This is a genomic window from Bordetella genomosp. 10 (genome assembly GCF_002261225.1).
GTDB lineage: Bacteria > Pseudomonadota > Gammaproteobacteria > Burkholderiales > Burkholderiaceae_B > Bordetella_C.
In genome coordinates this window covers 657909-674102 of record NZ_NEVM01000001.1, presented here as the reverse complement: position 1 = coordinate 674102, position 16194 = coordinate 657909, and the positions used below count along the sequence as shown (strand labels likewise).

The window sequence follows — 16194 nt, the reverse complement described above, 5'->3', positions numbered from 1 at the left end:
CGTTCACGCGATATGGTCCAGCTCCGCCGCGTAACGCAGCGGGGCATCCGTCGCCGTATCGAGTTCGCGCCGGCTCAGCCCCGGCGCCATGTCCCGCACGAGAAACCCTTCAGGCGTCACATCCACAACGGCCAGATCGGTATAGATACGGTCCACGCAGGCCATTCCCGTCAAAGGAAGATTGCACTCCCGCCGCAAACGCGAATGTCCGTCGCGCGTGAGGTGTTCCATCAGGACGTGAACCCGCTTGGCTCCCACCGCGAGATCCATCGCGCCGCCGACGGCCGCCGCCACATTCGGATCCCCGAGAGACCAGTTCGCCAGGTCCCCGCGCTCGGAAACCTGGTAAGCCCCGAGCAGGCAATAGTCGAGATGGCCGCCGCGCATCATGGCGAATGAATCGGCATGATGGAAGAAACTGCCGCCTTGCGCGAGCGCCACGCTGGTCTTGGACGCATTGGTCAGGTCCGGGTCTTCCGGATCGGATTCCGTGCGCGCCCGCATGCCGAGAATGCCGTTTTCGCTGTGCACGGTGACGCCGTCCCCGGGCCGCCAGAAATCCAGGGCCATCACCGGCATGCCTATGCCCAGGTTGACGTAAGAGCCGGCCGGGATATCGGCCGCGGCCCGCCGCGCGATTTCCGTCCGCGTAAATCGATGGATCATGCGTTCGCCCCTTCATACCATGCGTCAGCTTGCGGGACGACCCGCTGCACGAAGATTCCCGGCGTGACGATGTGCTCGGGATCGAGATTTCCCGCTTCGACCAGGGCATGGACCTGCGCCACCGTCGTCCTGGCCGCCATGCACATGAGCGGCCCGAAGTTGCGCCCGGCCTTGCGGTAGACGAGATTTCCCAGCGGGTCCGCGCGGTAGGCCTTGACCAGCGCGAAGTCGGCGCGCAAAGGACTTTCGAAGACATGGCCGACGCCATCGATCATGCGGGTTTCCTTCCCGGCTGCAAGCAGGGTTCCATAGCCGGTCGGCGTGAAGAAGCCGCCCAAGCCTGCTCCGGCCGCACGCAAACGCTCGGCCAGCGTACCTTGCGGAACGCATTCGAATTCCAGCCGGCCGGCCGCGAACGCGGTTTCGAAAGCCTGGGCGCTGGCCCCGCGAGGATACGAAGCAATCAACTTGTGCACCCTGCCCAGATTGATCAGGCGGGCCAGCCCGGCCTCCCCGGTGCCGCCGTTATTGCAGACGACCGTAAGATCCCGGGCGCCCTGGTCCACCACGGCCTCGATCAGCTCGCTCGGTTGGCCGGACAGGCCGAACCCACTGATCAATACCGTGGCGCCGTCCGGCAGGTCTTCGACCGCCCGGGCCAGTGATTCAACGACTTTACTCATGAAGGTCTCACAGACTGTGCGAAAGAATGGCCGTCGCCTGGCTGGACAGGACGCCGCCATTGCCATGAACCAACGCAAGGTCGGCTTTCGCAACTTGACGCGCCTGCGCCTCGCGGCGCAATTGCGATACGGCTTCGATGATCAGGAAAATGCTGTACATCCCGGGATGGCCGAAAGACAGGCCGCCGCCGTTCGTGTTGAGCGGAAAATCCCCGCCCGGCGCGATTCTTCCACCGCCGATGAAACGGCCGCCCTCCCCCTTCGGGCAAAATCCCAGGTCCTCCAGGAAGAGTATGGGATTGATGGTGAAGGCGTCGTAGAGCTCCACCACGTCGATGTCGGATGGCCGCACTCCGGCCTCCTCGTATGCGGACCGTCCCGAGTCCACCGCCGGTGTCACGGTGAGATCCGGCATGCATGATATCTGGCGGTGCCAATGCGCATGACCGGTGCCCAGGACATAGATAGGCTTGTCGTGCCGGTCCCTGGCCCTGGCCGCGCTGGTGACGACATAGGCGCCCGCGCCGTCGGTGACCAGGCAGCAATCGCGCACGGTCAAGGGATCGGAAATCATCGTCGCGCCGATGACGTCTTCGACGGTCAGCGGTTTTCGCGAAAACGCCAGCGGATTCAATTGCGCCCAGGCGCGCGCGGCGACGGCGACTTCGGCCAGTTGTTCGCGGGTCGTCCCGTACTGGTACATATGCCGCGACGCGGCGAGGGCGTAGCTGGACACGGGGTTGAACGGTTTGTAAGGGTGCTCGAAAGGTTGCGGATCGAGCGTGGCGCGCATCTGGTTGATTTCGCTGCTGCTGGGGACGCTGCGAGGGTTGGCGCCATAACAGACCAATACGTTTTCGCAGAGGCCGGCCTCGACGGCCATCGCGGCGACCTTCAGATCCGCGATGAACGAAGACCCGCCGAACATGGTGCTGTCCGAAAACGTGGGCGTGATTCCCAGGTATTCGGCCATGCGCATAACCCACCATGGCGACGTCAGGCTGGACGTGATGATGCCGTCGATCTGCTTCATGGACAGGCCGCTGGCCGCCACCGCCGCGTGGGCCGCTTGCGCGATGATTTCCTGTTCCGTCCTTCCGCCGCAGTCGCCCAGCCCGGCCATGCCGGTCCCGAGAATCGCGATGGCGCCTCGATAGCTCTTTTTCATGCCTGGCCCTCCGCGGACACGAACACCAGCAATGGCTTGCCGTCGACTTCGTCCACGCGCGCGCGCACCGGCAGGCCGATTTGCACCGCCGTACTGTCGATGTCGACGACGCGGCTCATCAGCCGGGGGCCTTCTTCCAGGTCGACCAGGCAGACATTATGGACGCTGGCCTTGCTGCGCACCGTCGTGGTGGCATACACCACGCCTTTGCCGCTGGCGGGCACCCATTCCAGGCTGTCGGCGCCGCAGTGCGGGCACAGCACACGGGGATAGAAATGGTGGCGACCGCATTCGAGGCAATGCGGCAACATGAAAAGGCCTTTGGACAGGCAGTCGAAATACTGCCGTTCGGCGCTATCTGGCGTCTCCGTGGGAATCTGCGACATATCGTCCAATGCTGCCGTGGCGGCAGCCGTCTCCGGTTTATAGAGATGCGCCGCGGAAAAGCGCGGCATCCATCGCATTCTAGAAACAGTTGCCGAGCCGGGCCATCAGAAATATTCGAACCCATGTTTAGGGAGTTTCGAACAGGTGCCGGGGCGTCGCACGCTTGGACGGTATCGAACAAAGCGTTCGAAACTTTCGGATGGAGCTTCACGCGCGCAAACGCCATACTCCGAGTGAAATGGGACCTTGCGTCACATTCGGCGGCCCCCGCCGGGGGGCCCAACGATAAGAATCCCTGGAGACTTCATGATTCGCAAATTGCTTGGCCGCTGCGCCATTGGCGCGCTCCTCGTATCCACCCTGGCGGCGGGCGCCGCTCGGGCCGAGTATCCCGACCACCCCGTGACCGTCGTCGTGGCCTTCGCGCCGGGCGGCATGACGGATATCGTGGCGCGCCTGCTGTCGGTGGATCTGGGAAAACGCTTCAACCAGACCTTCATCGTGGAGAACAAGCCGGGCGCCGCCGGCCAACTCGGTACGGAGTTCGTCGCCCGGCAGAAGAATGACGGCTATACCCTGCTCGTCAGCGCCACGGGGCACGTGATCGGACCCGCGGTGAACGACCGTGTCCACTACGATCCGGTAAAGGACTTCGCTCCGATTTCCATACTGGCGAAGGCACCGAACCTGCTCGTCGTCAATCCCGCGCTACCCGTCAAGACCATCCCGGAATTTCTGGCCTGGGGCAAATCCCAGCAAGGCATTCCCTATGCCACGGCCGGCTTCGGCGGGTCGACGCACCTCGGGGGCGAATGGCTCAAGAAAATCACCGGACTGCCCATGGTGCACGTTCCCTACAAGGGGGCCGCGCCCGGCACCAACGCCGTGGTATCCGGTGAAGTAAAGGTAGCGATCCAGGATTCGATGAGCGTGGCGGCCTTCATCAAGTCGGGCCAACTGCGCCCGATCGGCGTGGTGAGCGCCCAGCGCAGCAAACTCTTCCCCGATCTGCCTACCCTGGCCGAAAGCGGCGTTACCGGCCTCGACGTCTACACCTGGCTGGGACTTTATGCGCCGGCCGGCACGGACCCGTCCATCGTCGAGAAGCTGAACAAGGCCGTCAACGAAATCATGAACTCGCCTGAAATGGTGCAGCGTCTGGCCGGCCAATACAGCGAACCCGTCGGCCCCATGTCGCCCTCGCAAGTGACGGATTACGTGGCCGGCGAAGCATCGAAGTGGAAGGAAGTGGTGAAGACCACGGGGGTCAAAGTGGAATAGGCCCGGAGGTGCAAGGGTCCGCCGGCGATCTTCGCCGGCGAGGCCATGCCACGATGCGCGGAAAGCCAACGCTACTTGGAGGTTACGGGTAGATCCATGGCCGGGAGCGGCGGCTCCCGCGCAGTGAATCAGACCTGGATCAGTTGCTGTTGTTGATCCAGTCCTGCGTGTCCCTGACGAACCAGGGAAGATTCAACCTTTCTCCCTCGCCAGACTGTATGGTCAAGCGCTGGCCCGAGGAACCAGGGGCGTTGCTCGTCCCCTGCGTGGTGGGAGATGGCTGGCTCCGATAGTCCATATCGGCCTGCCGTGGCGGATTATCCGCGCAGGCGGCGATCGTCGCGCACGCGACCGCGGCGAGGACTGGCCGCAGCACTAAGCGATAGGTCTTCATGATGTTCCGGTTCCCGCTGAGGCACAGGCCGAAGTGCCGGGCAAATCAAGGCCTCTACTTCGTACCTTACTCTCAATACGGGACGCCCGTCAGGCTGTCAGGTCAAAGCGCTCCATTTGCAATTCGGTACGGAGCATTGAGAGACTCGCCTGAAACAGAGACGAGAGATTCCGAATCCACGCAGGGACGAATCAAATCCGTGACGACGGTCACCTCGGAACGAAGCAAGCTCGGGAACGCAGAGATCAGGCAATCGGATTGAATATCACTATTCGCCGGGAACATTTTTGGCATCCAATTTTGCTGTTAATCTCAAGAAGTCGATTGTGTCATACGTCGATTGCAGGTCAACAAGTTCAGGCGGCCAATGACACGGAAGGACCGCACCTTAATATGCAAAACTCGCCCTGCCTTCCGGACTATAGGCATCCAAGACGGGCATTGGATGCCCTGATCATATAAACGCCTTGGAGCATCCAATGAAACAACCCGAAGACGCACCCCGGGCATTTCAAGCCGCCTGGAACAATCACGACATGCAGGCTCTCGGCGGACTGTTTCATGAGGATGCGACGTTCGTGAATCGGTTTGGACATTATGTGCGCGGCGTTGACGAGATCATCAAGCTGCATGCTCCCATCCACGCAACCATCTACAGCGACTCCACGCTCGAGAACGAGTTGATCGACAAGGTTGCGATCGGCGACGCCGCCGCGGTCGTGCACTTCTGGAGCCGCCTCGCGGCCGGTCCTCATCATCCGGCGGGACCGCACACAGTAGACACGCTGATCCTTGCCGTGCTGACACGGCAGGCGGGCGAATGGCGAATCAAGGCGCTCGAAAACGTCACCCTGACGAATCCCCGCACCGGGGAAACAGTGTTGAGAGACCGCCAAGGCTCCTGACGGCGCTTCCCCAAGCGACGCTACGCTTATTTATATAGCTCGCGGTCCACGGTATCCACTGCGCGACGGGAAAGTCATTACCCGGGTCGCGCGGAAACCAGCGTATCCAGGCAAGCATCCTTTAAGATCGATGGGTAATCCCCAAAATACTGCGCGCTGCCGTTCGGACGGCGCGCCATGCATATTGCCAATAGGAGTATTCGAAGATGATCGGGCGTGGACTGTTCGGACTTTTGCTGTGTCTGGCATGTTTTTCCTCGACTTGGGCGCAGTGCGCGCCGGGCATTCCCTGTGCCGGAAATCCGGCGGGCATTCCCCCTGATCGTCCGAATTCACCTTACTACAACGGCCAGGGCGACAACGGCGGCTACCAGCAGCCCGAGCCCGCCGCGCGCGCGGCGACCTGGGCGGCTTTCGCCGCCGACGCCAAGGGGCGGCTGTCCTGGGCGTACGAGCAACGCAGCGAAGCCGAGGCATCCCGAGCCGCCGTGGCGTCCTGCCGCAAGGCGGATGGCCAGGACTGCCAGGTAATGGAAACCTTCTCCGAAGCCTGCGGCGCGCTGGCCGTGGACAACCAGAACAAGGTCTATTCGGGCTTCGCCGCCTACCCGCGGGACGCGGGCCGCTACGCCGTCGAAAAATGCGACAAGGCCAATCCGACCGGCCAATGCCGCCTCGTCACGTTCGCGATCTGCACCGGCGCCAGGTACTCCGACAAATTCGAAGCTGAGGCCAGTGAGCATGCTGCCCAGGCAACGGCCGAGGAACTGGACAAGTTTTCCAGGGGTTACCGGGCCCTGCGCCAATTCTGGGGCGCAATCGCCGTGGGACCGCGCGACGACACCGTGCGTATTTCCGTCGACGAGCTTACCCGGAAAGACGCCGAGGACCACGCGATGGCGCGCTGCCAAGGCGGCGCATGCCGGATCCTCGCCACGTTCAACAACACCTGCGTTGCCACGGGCTACCCCTTGGATCCCTCGAAGAACGACGAATATCTGACGCCGGAAACCAATCCCGACCCGAATGTGCTGAACCAGGCTTTCCGTGCAAAGTGCGATGCGAAATATGGCAAGCAGTGCGCGGTAATGGTCCGCTGCACCGGCGCCTCCTATCCGTCGACGGCGCCTTTCGCCAAGCAACAGTCTTCCTCGGCCGCTCCGGCTCAGGAGCAAACGCCACAAACGCCGCAGGCGCATCGGCAGGACAGCACGCCCACGCCGCCCCTCGCCAATAAAAACCCGCAGGCGCAAGCGCAGCCCAAGCTGCGTCCTTCCTTCCAGGCTTGCGTGAACGCCAGTGGCGGCGTCACCGCGTCGATGAACGACTGCATCGGCACTGAACTCGCTTTCCAGGACGCGCGCTTGAACAAAGCCTACGGGCAATTGCGCCAGGTGCTCGACCAGCCCGCAATGAGCACCCTGCGAGATCAGGAGCGCGCGTGGATCAAGTCACGCGATTCGGATTGCGCGCCGGACACGAACGGCGGCACGGCAGCCATGTTGGACAGTAATTCCTGCGTGCTGAACCGGACGGCCGACCGCGCCGCCGAACTGGAAGCGATGCTGGCGCGGCGTTGATTCAAGGCTCGGTTATCCTCGCACCGCGCTGCGGAAAGCCGCTGACAGTGCGCGGAGCGCGTCCCGCCCTCGATCGTCCTTGACCCTGGAATGCAGCAAAACGGGGAGCCGCGGCAGATCGGGGAGTCCCAGCTTGGGGCCGACGTCCACGGCGCCGAGGGGGACCATGCGCGGAGACAGCGCGGCAACGCCGAGTCCGGCCATGACGGCAGCGGCAACCGTCATGACACCGCCGCCGACGAAGACCTCGGCCCAGGGGACGCCTGCCTCATCGAGCAACTGCTCGGCCATCGCCCGTACGCCGCAGGGCGCCGCCATCGTGGCGAGCGGCAGCGGATCCGCCGCGCGATGCTGCCAGCCTGGCGCGGCGAACCAGCCGAATTTCTCTTCGACGATCATTTCGCCGTCGCTCCGATCGGCGTGCTGACGAACGATCACCGTATCCAGTTCCCGCCGGTCGAAATGCTGAAGAAGGTCCCCCGACGAGCCGATCCGGATTTCGATCAGCAACTGCGGATTCTGGCTGTTCATGCGGGCGATGAGCTCAGGCAGCTCGGGCCCCGCCACGTGGTCGCTGATACCTATGGCCAGGCGGCGCCGGGCGCCGCCGGCGACGGACAAGGCCCGTTCATGTGCCTCCAGGAGCGCTCGCGCGTGCACGAGGAAGGCGGCGCCCTGCCCCGAAAGCTCCACATGGCGCGGCGTGCGTTCGACGAGCCGGAAACCGAGCCTGTCTTCGAGCCGCTTCAGCTTCAGGCTTACCGCGGCCTGCGTGGTCCGCAGGACTTCAGCCGCGCGCGTGAAACTGCCCAGCTCCGCGATGCGGACGAAGGCCCGGACGGCATCCAGATCGAGAAGGCGTTCAGACATTTCTAATATTTATTTCTGAAATAAACACCTATATCCTACCAAAATAGATAATGGCTGGCAGGACAACCCTTAAACAGGATTCACGATGCCACTCGCCCATATCTCACTACGTACAGGAAAGACGGAAGCCTACCGGCAGGCCATCTTTGACGGCGTCTATCGCGCATTGCGCGAAACGTTCGACGTCCCCGAGGATGACCAGTTCATGGTCTTGACGGAACATGAAGCCGCGAACTTCCGCTATGGCGCTTCATACCTCGATGTCGCGCGCAGCGACAACCTTGTCTTTATCCAGATCACCGCGAACAACACCCGCAGCGCGGACCAGAAGAAAGCGTTGTTCCGGCGGATCGCCGAGCTGCTCGGCGAGAATCCCGGCATCCGTCCCGAGGACGTATTCATCAACGTGTTGGAGGTGGTGAAGGAGAACTGGTCTCTCGGCAACGGCATCGCGCAGTACGCCTGAGGCGTACCCGTGCGACGCCGCTGGCGTACCGGCCCGCATGCGGTGGGAGCACTCTCGGTCGCACTTTTCTGTCGACAGCTCTTCAAGCCGGCAAATCTTCTGTAGACAAAACCCTCCTGTAAAACGGCGTTTCATAACATGAAACGCCTTTTTTTCATAAATCTGTCGACAACTCAACAAACACAGGAATACACTTCCCCGCACCAAACGACCGAAAAAGATCCATGCCCTCCGACCAAAGCCGCCCTCAAGACGCCTACCTGCGCCCGGTCCCGACGACTGGATCCACGCCGGTTCTTGGCTACAGCCTGGCTGCCGCCTTTCCCGATATCGACCTGGCCAGACTGCCCTACAGCGTGCGTATTCTTGCGGAGAACGTGTTGCGCAATCTTGGGGTCAATGGCATCAGCCAGGACGATCTGTCCGCGCTGATCCACTGGCAACCCGACCAGACGCAGCCCATCGAGGTTTCCTATCACCCGGCCCGCGTTCTGATGCAGGACTACACGGGCATCCCCACGCTTGTCGACATCGCGACGCTGCGCAACGACATGGCCGATGCGGGCGGCGATCCACGCGGCGTCAACCCGCAGATTCCGGTCGACCTGGTCATCGATCACTCGCTGGTCGTGGATTTCTCGGGCCGGCCGGACGCCCTGATCGGCAATATGGATCTGGAGTTTTCCCGGAACGCGGAGCGCTTTCGCCTTGCCAAGTGGGCACAGAAGACCTTCGACAACGTGCGCGTGGTCCCGCCCGGCAAGGGCATCCTCCATCAAGTCAATATCGAACACATTGCGACTGTCGTACGCACGAGCGAGACGGCGCGCGGCGTTGTCGCCTATCCGGACACCATGGTCGGAACCGACAGCCACAGCACCATGGTCAACGGGCTGGGTGTGCTCGGCTGGGGCGTCGGCGGCATCGAGGCCGAGGCGGCCATGATGGGCCTGCCGCTGGTCACGCCCCTGGGCCGCGTCATCGGCGTGAGGCTGAGCGGCAAGCTCAGGCCCGGCGTGACGGCGACGGACCTCGTGCTCACGCTGACGCAAAAGCTGCGGGCGGCCGGCGTGGTCGGCGCCATGGTCGAGTTCTGCGGTCCGGCCCTCGACGAATTGCCCGTGGCGGACCGGGCGACGATCGCCAACATGGGACCGGAGTATGGCTCGACCTGTGTGCTTTTCCCCATCGACGCCGCGACGACGGCTTATCTCTCGTTGACTGGCCGCGGCGACGAGCAAGTGGCATTGGTCGAGGCCTATGCCCGGTTCCAAGGCCTGTGGCGCGATGCAAACAGCGTCGAACCGACCTATTCGGCGCTGGTGACGCTGGACCTGTCGGAGGTGGAGCCTTGCGTCGCGGGCCCCAGCAAGCCGCATCAGCGGGTGCCGCTGGGCGAGGTCGCCGCGCAGCATGGCGACAAGCCGATCGCCCCGGCCGAGGTCCGGTTCGAGGACGGCGCGGTGGTCATCGCCGCCATTACGAGCTGTACCAACACATCGAACCCCGCCGTCATGATCGCCGCCGGCCTGCTGGCCCGGAATGCGGTTCGCCGCGGCATGATCAGCCGTCCATGGGTCAAGACCTCGCTGACCCCCGGCTCCCGCGCCGTCGGCGCCTACCTTGCCGCGGCCGGCCTGCTGGAACCGATGGAGAAGCTGGGCTTCGGCATCGCGGGCTATGGTTGCGCCACCTGTGGCGGCAACTCGGGACCGCTGGATCCGGCCATCGAGGCCGCCATCCGAGACCGCAAGCTGCATGTGTGCTCGGCGCTTTCGGGCAACCGCAACTTCGAGGCCCGCATCCACCTGCTGGTGCGCGGCAACTATCTGATGTCGCCGCCCCTGGTGGTCGCGTACGCGATCGCGGGCCATATGGGCATCGACCTGACGCGCGATGCGATCGGTGTCGACGCCGATGGCAAGCCGGTCTTCCTGTCCGAGATCTGGCCCGATGCCGCCGAGGTGCAGGAGATCGTCGCGCGCCACGTCACACCGGCCGCGTTCGTCACGGGCTACGCCGACGTGTTCAAGGGCGAGGACGCATGGGAAACGCTTTCCCCGCCCCTGTCGGAACTCTTTCCCTGGGACGACGGCAGCACCTATATCCGTCGTCCCCCCTATGCCGAACTCAAGCGGGCCGATGGCGCCCCCGCGGACATCCGTTCCGCGCGCGCCTTGCTCATGCTCGGAGACGGCATCACGACCGACCATATTTCCCCGGCCGGCGCGATCGCGGCTGGCACGCCCGCGGCGAAATACCTGCAGGACCACGGCGTCGCGAGCATCGACTTCAACGCCTACGGCTCGCGCCGCTCCAACCACGAGGTGATGGTGCGCGGCACCTTTGCCAATACGCGGCTGCGCAATGAACTGGTTCCCGGTATCGAGGGCGGCTATACCAAGGTCTTCGGCGACCAGGCGCCAAGCAGCGTCTTCGAGGCGGCGGAACGCTACCGCGCGGCGGGCGTGCCGGTCGTCGTGATCGCCGGCAAGGACTACGGCGCGGGCTCGTCCCGCGACTGGGCCGCCAAGGGTACGCGCCTGCTCGGCGTCGGCGCGGTCATCGCGGAAAGCTTCGAGCGCATCCATCGCGCCAATCTCGCAAACCTGGGCGTCCTGCCGCTGCAGTTTCTGCCCGGCCAAAGCCGCTCGACGCTGGGTCTCGAGGGCATCGAGACCTTCGATATCGACACGTCGTCGGCCGCGCCCGGCGGCACGGTGACGGTCACGATGCATCGTGCCGATGGCCGTACCGAGCGATTCCAATGCCGTTGCAGGCTGGACACCGCCAGTGAAGTCGAGGTGTGGCGGCGCGGCGGGATGTTCCCCTTCGTGCTGGATCGTCTCATACACCAGGAGGAGACCACCGCATGAACGGCGACCAATTGGCCATTTCCTCGGTCTATATGCGTGGCGGCACCAGCCGCGCGCTGTTCTTCAAGGTGTCCGACCTGCCTGAAAGCGAGCGGGAACGCGACGCGATCTTCTGCGCGGTGCTGGGGACGCCGGATCCGTACGGACGGCAGCTCGACGGCATGGGCGGCGGTATTTCGTCGCTGTCCAAGATCGCCATCGTCGGCCCGTCCACGCGCCCCGATGCGGACGTCGACTACACCTTTGCGCAGGTGCCGATCGACTCGGCCATCGTCCAGTACAAGGGAAACTGCGGCAACATTTCCTCGGCGGTCGGCCCGTATGCTGTCGATGAAGGCCTCGTACACGCCACGGGCGATGCGGCGACCGTTCGCATCCACAACACCAACACCGGCAAGGTGATCGTGTCGCGATTCCCCCTGGTCGGCGGCCGCGCGGCCGTGCAGGGAGACTGCGTACTGCCCGGCATCGCCGGCGCCGGCGCGCCTGTCCGGCTATCGTTCCTGGAACCCGGCGGCGCCGTCACCGGCAAGCTGATCCCGACCGACTCACGTATTGAGAATCTCGAGCTGGAAGGCGATTGGCCATCCATCGAGGTCAGCATCGTCGATGCGGCGAATCCGGTCGTCATGCTTCGGGCCGACGCGATCGGCTTGACCGGCGGGGAGACGCCCGCCGAACTGGACGCCGACTCGCGTGCCCTGATGTATTGCGAAGCGATCCGCAGGGCCGCGGCCGTCAAGATCGGCATCGCCACCGACGCCGACGATGCGCGCCTGCGAGTGCGCAGCCTGCCCCAGGTCGCCCTTCTATCCAGTCCGTCGCGTGAAGACTGCCACCTGCGCGTGCGCGTGATGTCGACCGGCCAACCGCATCGGGCGACGCCCCTGACCGGCGGCATGTGCGTCGCGGCGGCGATTCATCTCGACGGGACGGTCGCTCATGCAATGGCCAGGCGTCCCACGGGCGAAGACGTCGCAATCGAACACCCGTCGGGCATCCTCCTCGTCGGCGCCAAGGTCCAGGAGAAAGACGGCAGGCCGCATGTCTGCGAAACCTCGGTCTACCGCACGGCCCGCCGCTTGATGGAGGGCAAGGTCTACGTTCCCGCCGCAAGCGTGGAAAGGAGCGCGGCATGAGTGCGAAGGAAGACTTCGATCGCGAATGGGAGCCGGTGTCCGACAACGTGCTGGCTAGGCTTCGGGATGCCATTCTAGAAGGCGAGATTCCGCCGGGCGCCAAGATCAGCGAGCCCGAGATGTCACGCAAGTTCGGGGTCAGCCGCGCGCCCCTGCGCGAAGCCATACGCCGCCTCGAGGAACGCAGCCTCGTTACCCGTATTCCACGCCAGGGCGCGCGCGTGGTGGTGCTTGACGCGAAAAAGGTCAACGACATCTTCCAACTGCGCGAGGCCATCGAAGGAATGGCGGCCCGCGAAGCGGCGCTACGGATCACACAACCCGAGATCGACCAATTGCGCGAGGCGCTGGAGCGCCAATGGCTTGCCAGGCAGGCCATGCCCGACGATCCCGCCACCTCGTTTCCCAATCTGGACATCGACTACCACTCGGCCATTGTCCGGGCCAGCCGCAACGAGTTTCTCATCAAGTTCCTCAGCGAGGACTACCACGGCCTTATCGATCTCTGCCGGCGGCAGCAGCGTCGCCGGCCGCAGCGTACCGAGCGATCGATGCATGAACACCAACGCATCGTCGACGCGATCGCGGACCGGGATCCGGAAATGGCCGAGCTAACCATGCGCCGTCACATTGCGCGCGCCAGACAGGACATTCTCGACAACATGACTATGTAGGCAGCACCGTTTCTGCATTTCCACCACAGAGGGAGACATAATGATCAAAAAATATCGCCGTACCTTGCTTCTTTCCGCAGCCGCCTTGGCTGTTCTTACGGCCACCGCCACGCAGGCGGCCGACCAATGGCCCTCCAAGCCCGTGAGGATCGTCGTTCCCTTCGCGGCCGGCGGGGGATCGGACTTCGAGGCGCGCTTCATCGCCAGCAAGCTATCGGGCTCGCTGGGGCAATCCATCGTCGTAGAAAACAAGCCGGGCGCCGGCGGCAATCTGGGCGCCGAGTATGGTGTCAGAGCCGCGCCCGACGGCTACACGCTCACGCTGATCGCCTCCAGCTACACGGTGAACCCGAGCGTTTTCAAGCTGAAGTTCGATCCGGTGAACGACATCGCTCCGATCGTGCGGATCTCGCAGGGCCCGTTGATCCTGGTCGCCAATCCGAAACTCCCGGCAAAGACCTTCAAGGAATTTATCGCGCTGGCGAAGGCCGAGCCCGGCAAGATCACTTTCGCGTCCAGCGGCACGGGCAGCATCGTTCATGCCGCCGGCGAACTATTGAACCAGCGCGCCGGAATCAAGCTGAGGCACATCCCCTACAAGGGCACGGGGCCTGCCTTGGCCGACACGCTGTCCGGCACCGTCGATGTCTTTTTCAGCAGCGCGGCAGCGGCCATCCCGATGATACAAAGCGGCAAGCTGCGAGCGTTGGCCGTGACGACGGCCGAGCGTATCCCGACGCTGCCGGACGTTCCGACGGTGCAGGAATCCGGCGTGCCCGATTACGCGGTACCGCTCTGGCACGGGCTCATCGCGCCAAAGGGAACGCCGCCGGAAATCGTCGAAAAGATCAATGCCGCGGTGAACTCGGCGCTGCAATCGACGGACCTCGCGGAAAAGCTGAAAGCCGAAGGCCTGACGCCCGCCGGCGGAACGTCGGCGGAATTTGCGTCGATCATCAAGAACGAGGTGGCGACCTGGCACAAGTTGAGTTCGACGGTGGCTCTCAAGGCAGACTGAGGACGGCCTGAGCAGGCCAGATCGGGCGTATCGATCCGGCTGGCCTGCGAGATTTCATTCGGTCAATGTTGATCGTGATTGGGAGACAGGCCAAGCACTAGAGGTCCGCGTAGCGCGGCAACAAGTCCTGGTCCACCAGGCGAATCTCAATCTGGTTCGCCAACTCGACATGGCGGGGATTGTCCAGCGAAAACACTTCGTCCGCCACGCTGACGATGATAGTACCGGTCTGCTTCTTTCCGCCAACGGGCAGAGGAATTAAAGCTTGGGCTTCCGGAACCTGTTCTGCCGTGATTACCTGCGGGAGGTACAGCATCCAACCCACGCCAGGTTTGTCGTCGAAAACTTGCTTTTGAGCGTAATAGCGAGGCGAGACAGATACAAACAAAGGTTGAAACAGCCTTACCAATGCAGCGACTATATCTTTAACAGCATCTGCGCCGCCAAACCTATTGGCTCTCCGCTTATGATTCGAAATAGTCAAAGTGCAAGGTTGGCCCCTGTCATTCACGTACAACGCAAGCGAAACTCCGTCACGTTGCTCGGCAGCCCCATTCCATATCGAGATGAACGTGAAGGATTTGTCGTTCCGATACTTATGATTCAGCACAGCAAGTAGTGCTGTTGATGGTTCGCCACCTTCAAAAGCTGGATATAGATGCGCCTCTTCAAGAGAGTTTCCTTGTGCGAACCAGTGGTTCAACCCTTCCGACTTTTCCGCGAGCGAGGAGGTAACGCAGTACATTCGACGCAGCATCTCGGGAAAGTCTTCCGAAGCGAGCGTGGGGTCTCTGAATTTGCACGTAATGATCATTCTTCGTCTTCTAGACAAGTCTTTCGAACTCGACGATATTCATTCAATATTGAGAGCATTCGGGCGAATGCCTTAAGGTTTTAAAAGTACTATCTCATAGACAAAAGAACCATTAACAATAAAAGCTTGCCGTTCAATTTCCCCCTGTATGGTACGAAAGCCTGCTCACTATTTCGGCGCCCTCCCCATCATCCTCCATGAGGACAACACTCGGTGTCGTAGGTAAATCCCGTTCTTCTGGCTTGGTATTCGTAGGTGTTCCAGTTCACGCCGTACCTACGCCTGACCTGCACTCGCAGATCGGGCAGGCACGTCTCGCAAGGCTTCCCGCTTCTGGGCAAGGCGTCCCTCTCGTCGCGTATCACCAACCAAGGTGGCAATCCCGCCCAGTATATGGCGCTTGCGCCGGCCGTCTCAGCAACTCACCAAGGGTGGCGGACAAGAAGAGATTTTAATTCCGGACTCTAAACCTGCTTCGTGCTAAATCCGGAGCGCGTCGGTCTATCACACACAAACAAAATCTCGTTGATTCCAATTTACATATTTAGTTTTAATAGGTTACTATTAATTTAGGCGTTAGCTAGCTATCCCATGTCGCAACCTTCCCGGAACACCATGCCGATCCGCAGCATCCTGTTTACTTGTCTTGTACTGGCCCTCACCGGATGCGGTGCGCCTATGGTCCGCTCGAAGGCTCCGGCTCCGCCGAGCATCGAACAATCTCAAGTGATTTTCCTGCGGAACAATTCATTCTTTGGCGGTGGTGTCAATGGCACCGTCTATGACGCAACGGACCCTCAGTCAAAGCTCATTGGCACGTTAGCGAAGGGAACCAACCTGGCGTACACCACCACACCCGGTCACCACCTTTTTATGATTGTTTCGGAAGCCGCGGACTTTCTGGAAGCCGATCTCGCGGCCGGTAAGGTCTACTATGCTCAAGGCATCGTCCGAATGGGCGCACTTTACGGCAGGTTTTCACTGTGGCCAGCTTACTCAAATACCTACACTCGTCGCACGCTCAGCGACAAGGATCTCAGCGACCTTCTAAAAAACAATGCCTGGATGGAGCTGACTCCGGCCTCGGCGCAATGGTTTGAGCAGAACCGAGAGTCCATCGAAGACAAACGTCAGCGTTACTGGGCAGTCTGGCAGAGTAAGCGTCCCGAGGACATAGATCAGCGGACTCTGCATCCGAATGACGGTGTTGAACCTGGCAGCAAGTAAGGGCGTGTCCACAGAAACAATATGTTCTTCGCTGCATTAGTAGCCG

Annotated in this window: 16 protein-coding genes; 9 read left to right on the top strand and 7 right to left on the bottom strand. The window is 62.3% G+C overall.

The window, feature by feature from the left end; all coding sequences use genetic code 11:
* Positions 1 to 3 precede the first annotated feature (3 nt).
* The 4 genes from CAL29_RS02925 to CAL29_RS02910 are packed head-to-tail and all read right to left on the bottom strand — an operon-like array spanning position 4 to position 2972.
* Entirely contained in the window at positions 4 to 666 is a 663-nt protein-coding gene (locus CAL29_RS02925; RefSeq protein WP_094851490.1) for a 3-oxoacid CoA-transferase subunit B, read from the bottom strand.
* On the bottom strand, positions 663 to 1349 hold the full coding sequence (locus CAL29_RS02920) for a 3-oxoacid CoA-transferase subunit A (RefSeq protein WP_094851489.1): 687 nt from the start codon (positions 1347 to 1349) through the stop codon (positions 663 to 665). The genes CAL29_RS02925 and CAL29_RS02920 overlap by 4 nt, the downstream gene beginning before the upstream one ends.
* 7 nt (positions 1350 to 1356) lie before the next feature.
* Positions 1357 to 2517 (bottom strand): acetyl-CoA acetyltransferase, encoded by a 1161-nt coding sequence (locus tag CAL29_RS02915; RefSeq protein ID WP_094851488.1) that lies wholly within the window; start codon positions 2515 to 2517, stop codon positions 1357 to 1359.
* Complete coding sequence (locus CAL29_RS02910; RefSeq protein ID WP_306430673.1) at positions 2514 to 2972, bottom strand: Zn-ribbon domain-containing OB-fold protein; 459 nt, start codon at positions 2970 to 2972, stop codon at positions 2514 to 2516. Before CAL29_RS02910 ends, CAL29_RS02915 begins: the two co-directional genes overlap by 4 nt.
* 238 nt (positions 2973 to 3210) lie before the next feature.
* Between CAL29_RS02910 and CAL29_RS02905 the strand changes: the two genes are divergently transcribed.
* Complete coding sequence (locus CAL29_RS02905) at positions 3211 to 4185, top strand: Bug family tripartite tricarboxylate transporter substrate binding protein (RefSeq protein WP_094851486.1); 975 nt, start codon at positions 3211 to 3213, stop codon at positions 4183 to 4185.
* Positions 4186 to 4324: 139 nt separating this feature from the next.
* Here the strand turns inward: CAL29_RS02905 and CAL29_RS02900 are convergent, their stop codons facing one another.
* Complete coding sequence (locus CAL29_RS02900) at positions 4325 to 4579, bottom strand: hypothetical protein (RefSeq protein ID WP_094851485.1); 255 nt, start codon at positions 4577 to 4579, stop codon at positions 4325 to 4327.
* A gap of 479 nt (positions 4580 to 5058) precedes the next feature.
* On the opposite strand from CAL29_RS02900, the gene CAL29_RS02895 reads away from it, so the two are divergent.
* Together CAL29_RS02895 and CAL29_RS02890 are read left to right on the top strand one after the other, a co-directional pair.
* The gene (locus CAL29_RS02895; protein ID WP_094851484.1) at positions 5059 to 5484 is read left to right on the top strand and encodes a YybH family protein; all 426 of its coding nucleotides are present in this window, start codon (positions 5059 to 5061) and stop codon (positions 5482 to 5484) included.
* A 206-nt stretch (positions 5485 to 5690) separates the two neighbouring features.
* A complete protein-coding gene (locus CAL29_RS02890) occupies positions 5691 to 7064 on the top strand; it encodes a DUF4189 domain-containing protein (protein WP_094851483.1) in 1374 nt (457 codons plus the stop codon).
* A 12-nt stretch (positions 7065 to 7076) separates the two neighbouring features.
* On the opposite strand, the gene CAL29_RS02885 is transcribed toward CAL29_RS02890, so the two are convergent.
* Positions 7077 to 7934, bottom strand: coding sequence for a LysR family transcriptional regulator (locus tag CAL29_RS02885; protein ID WP_094851482.1), 858 nt, complete (start codon positions 7932 to 7934; stop codon positions 7077 to 7079).
* 85 nt (positions 7935 to 8019) lie between these two features.
* Here CAL29_RS02885 and CAL29_RS02880 point away from each other — a divergent pair, with 85 nt between their 5' ends.
* From CAL29_RS02880 to CAL29_RS02860, 5 genes are all read left to right on the top strand, one after another.
* On the top strand, positions 8020 to 8400 hold the full coding sequence (locus CAL29_RS02880) for a tautomerase family protein (RefSeq protein ID WP_094851481.1): 381 nt from the start codon (positions 8020 to 8022) through the stop codon (positions 8398 to 8400).
* 224 nt (positions 8401 to 8624) lie between these two features.
* Complete coding sequence (acnA, locus tag CAL29_RS02875) at positions 8625 to 11276, top strand: aconitate hydratase AcnA (protein ID WP_094851480.1); 2652 nt, start codon at positions 8625 to 8627, stop codon at positions 11274 to 11276.
* Positions 11273 to 12415 (top strand): 2-methylaconitate cis-trans isomerase PrpF family protein, encoded by a 1143-nt coding sequence (locus CAL29_RS02870; RefSeq protein WP_094851479.1) that lies wholly within the window; start codon positions 11273 to 11275, stop codon positions 12413 to 12415. Before acnA ends, CAL29_RS02870 begins: the two co-directional genes overlap by 4 nt.
* The gene (locus CAL29_RS02865) at positions 12412 to 13089 is read left to right on the top strand and encodes a GntR family transcriptional regulator (RefSeq protein WP_094851478.1); all 678 of its coding nucleotides are present in this window, start codon (positions 12412 to 12414) and stop codon (positions 13087 to 13089) included. The genes CAL29_RS02870 and CAL29_RS02865 overlap by 4 nt, the downstream gene beginning before the upstream one ends.
* A gap of 40 nt (positions 13090 to 13129) precedes the next feature.
* On the top strand, positions 13130 to 14107 hold the full coding sequence (locus tag CAL29_RS02860; RefSeq protein ID WP_094851477.1) for a tripartite tricarboxylate transporter substrate binding protein: 978 nt from the start codon (positions 13130 to 13132) through the stop codon (positions 14105 to 14107).
* 97 nt (positions 14108 to 14204) lie between these two features.
* Here the strand turns inward: CAL29_RS02860 and CAL29_RS02855 are convergent, their stop codons facing one another.
* Positions 14205 to 14921, bottom strand: a complete 717-nt coding sequence (locus CAL29_RS02855; RefSeq protein ID WP_094851476.1) for an immunity 52 family protein — start codon at positions 14919 to 14921, stop codon at positions 14205 to 14207.
* A gap of 591 nt (positions 14922 to 15512) precedes the next feature.
* Between CAL29_RS02855 and CAL29_RS02845 the strand changes: the two genes are divergently transcribed.
* Positions 15513 to 16148 carry a hypothetical protein gene (locus CAL29_RS02845; RefSeq protein ID WP_143277592.1) on the top strand — a complete coding sequence of 212 codons (636 nt, stop codon included), beginning with the start codon at positions 15513 to 15515 and terminating at the stop codon, positions 16146 to 16148.
* Positions 16149 to 16194 lie beyond the last annotated feature (46 nt).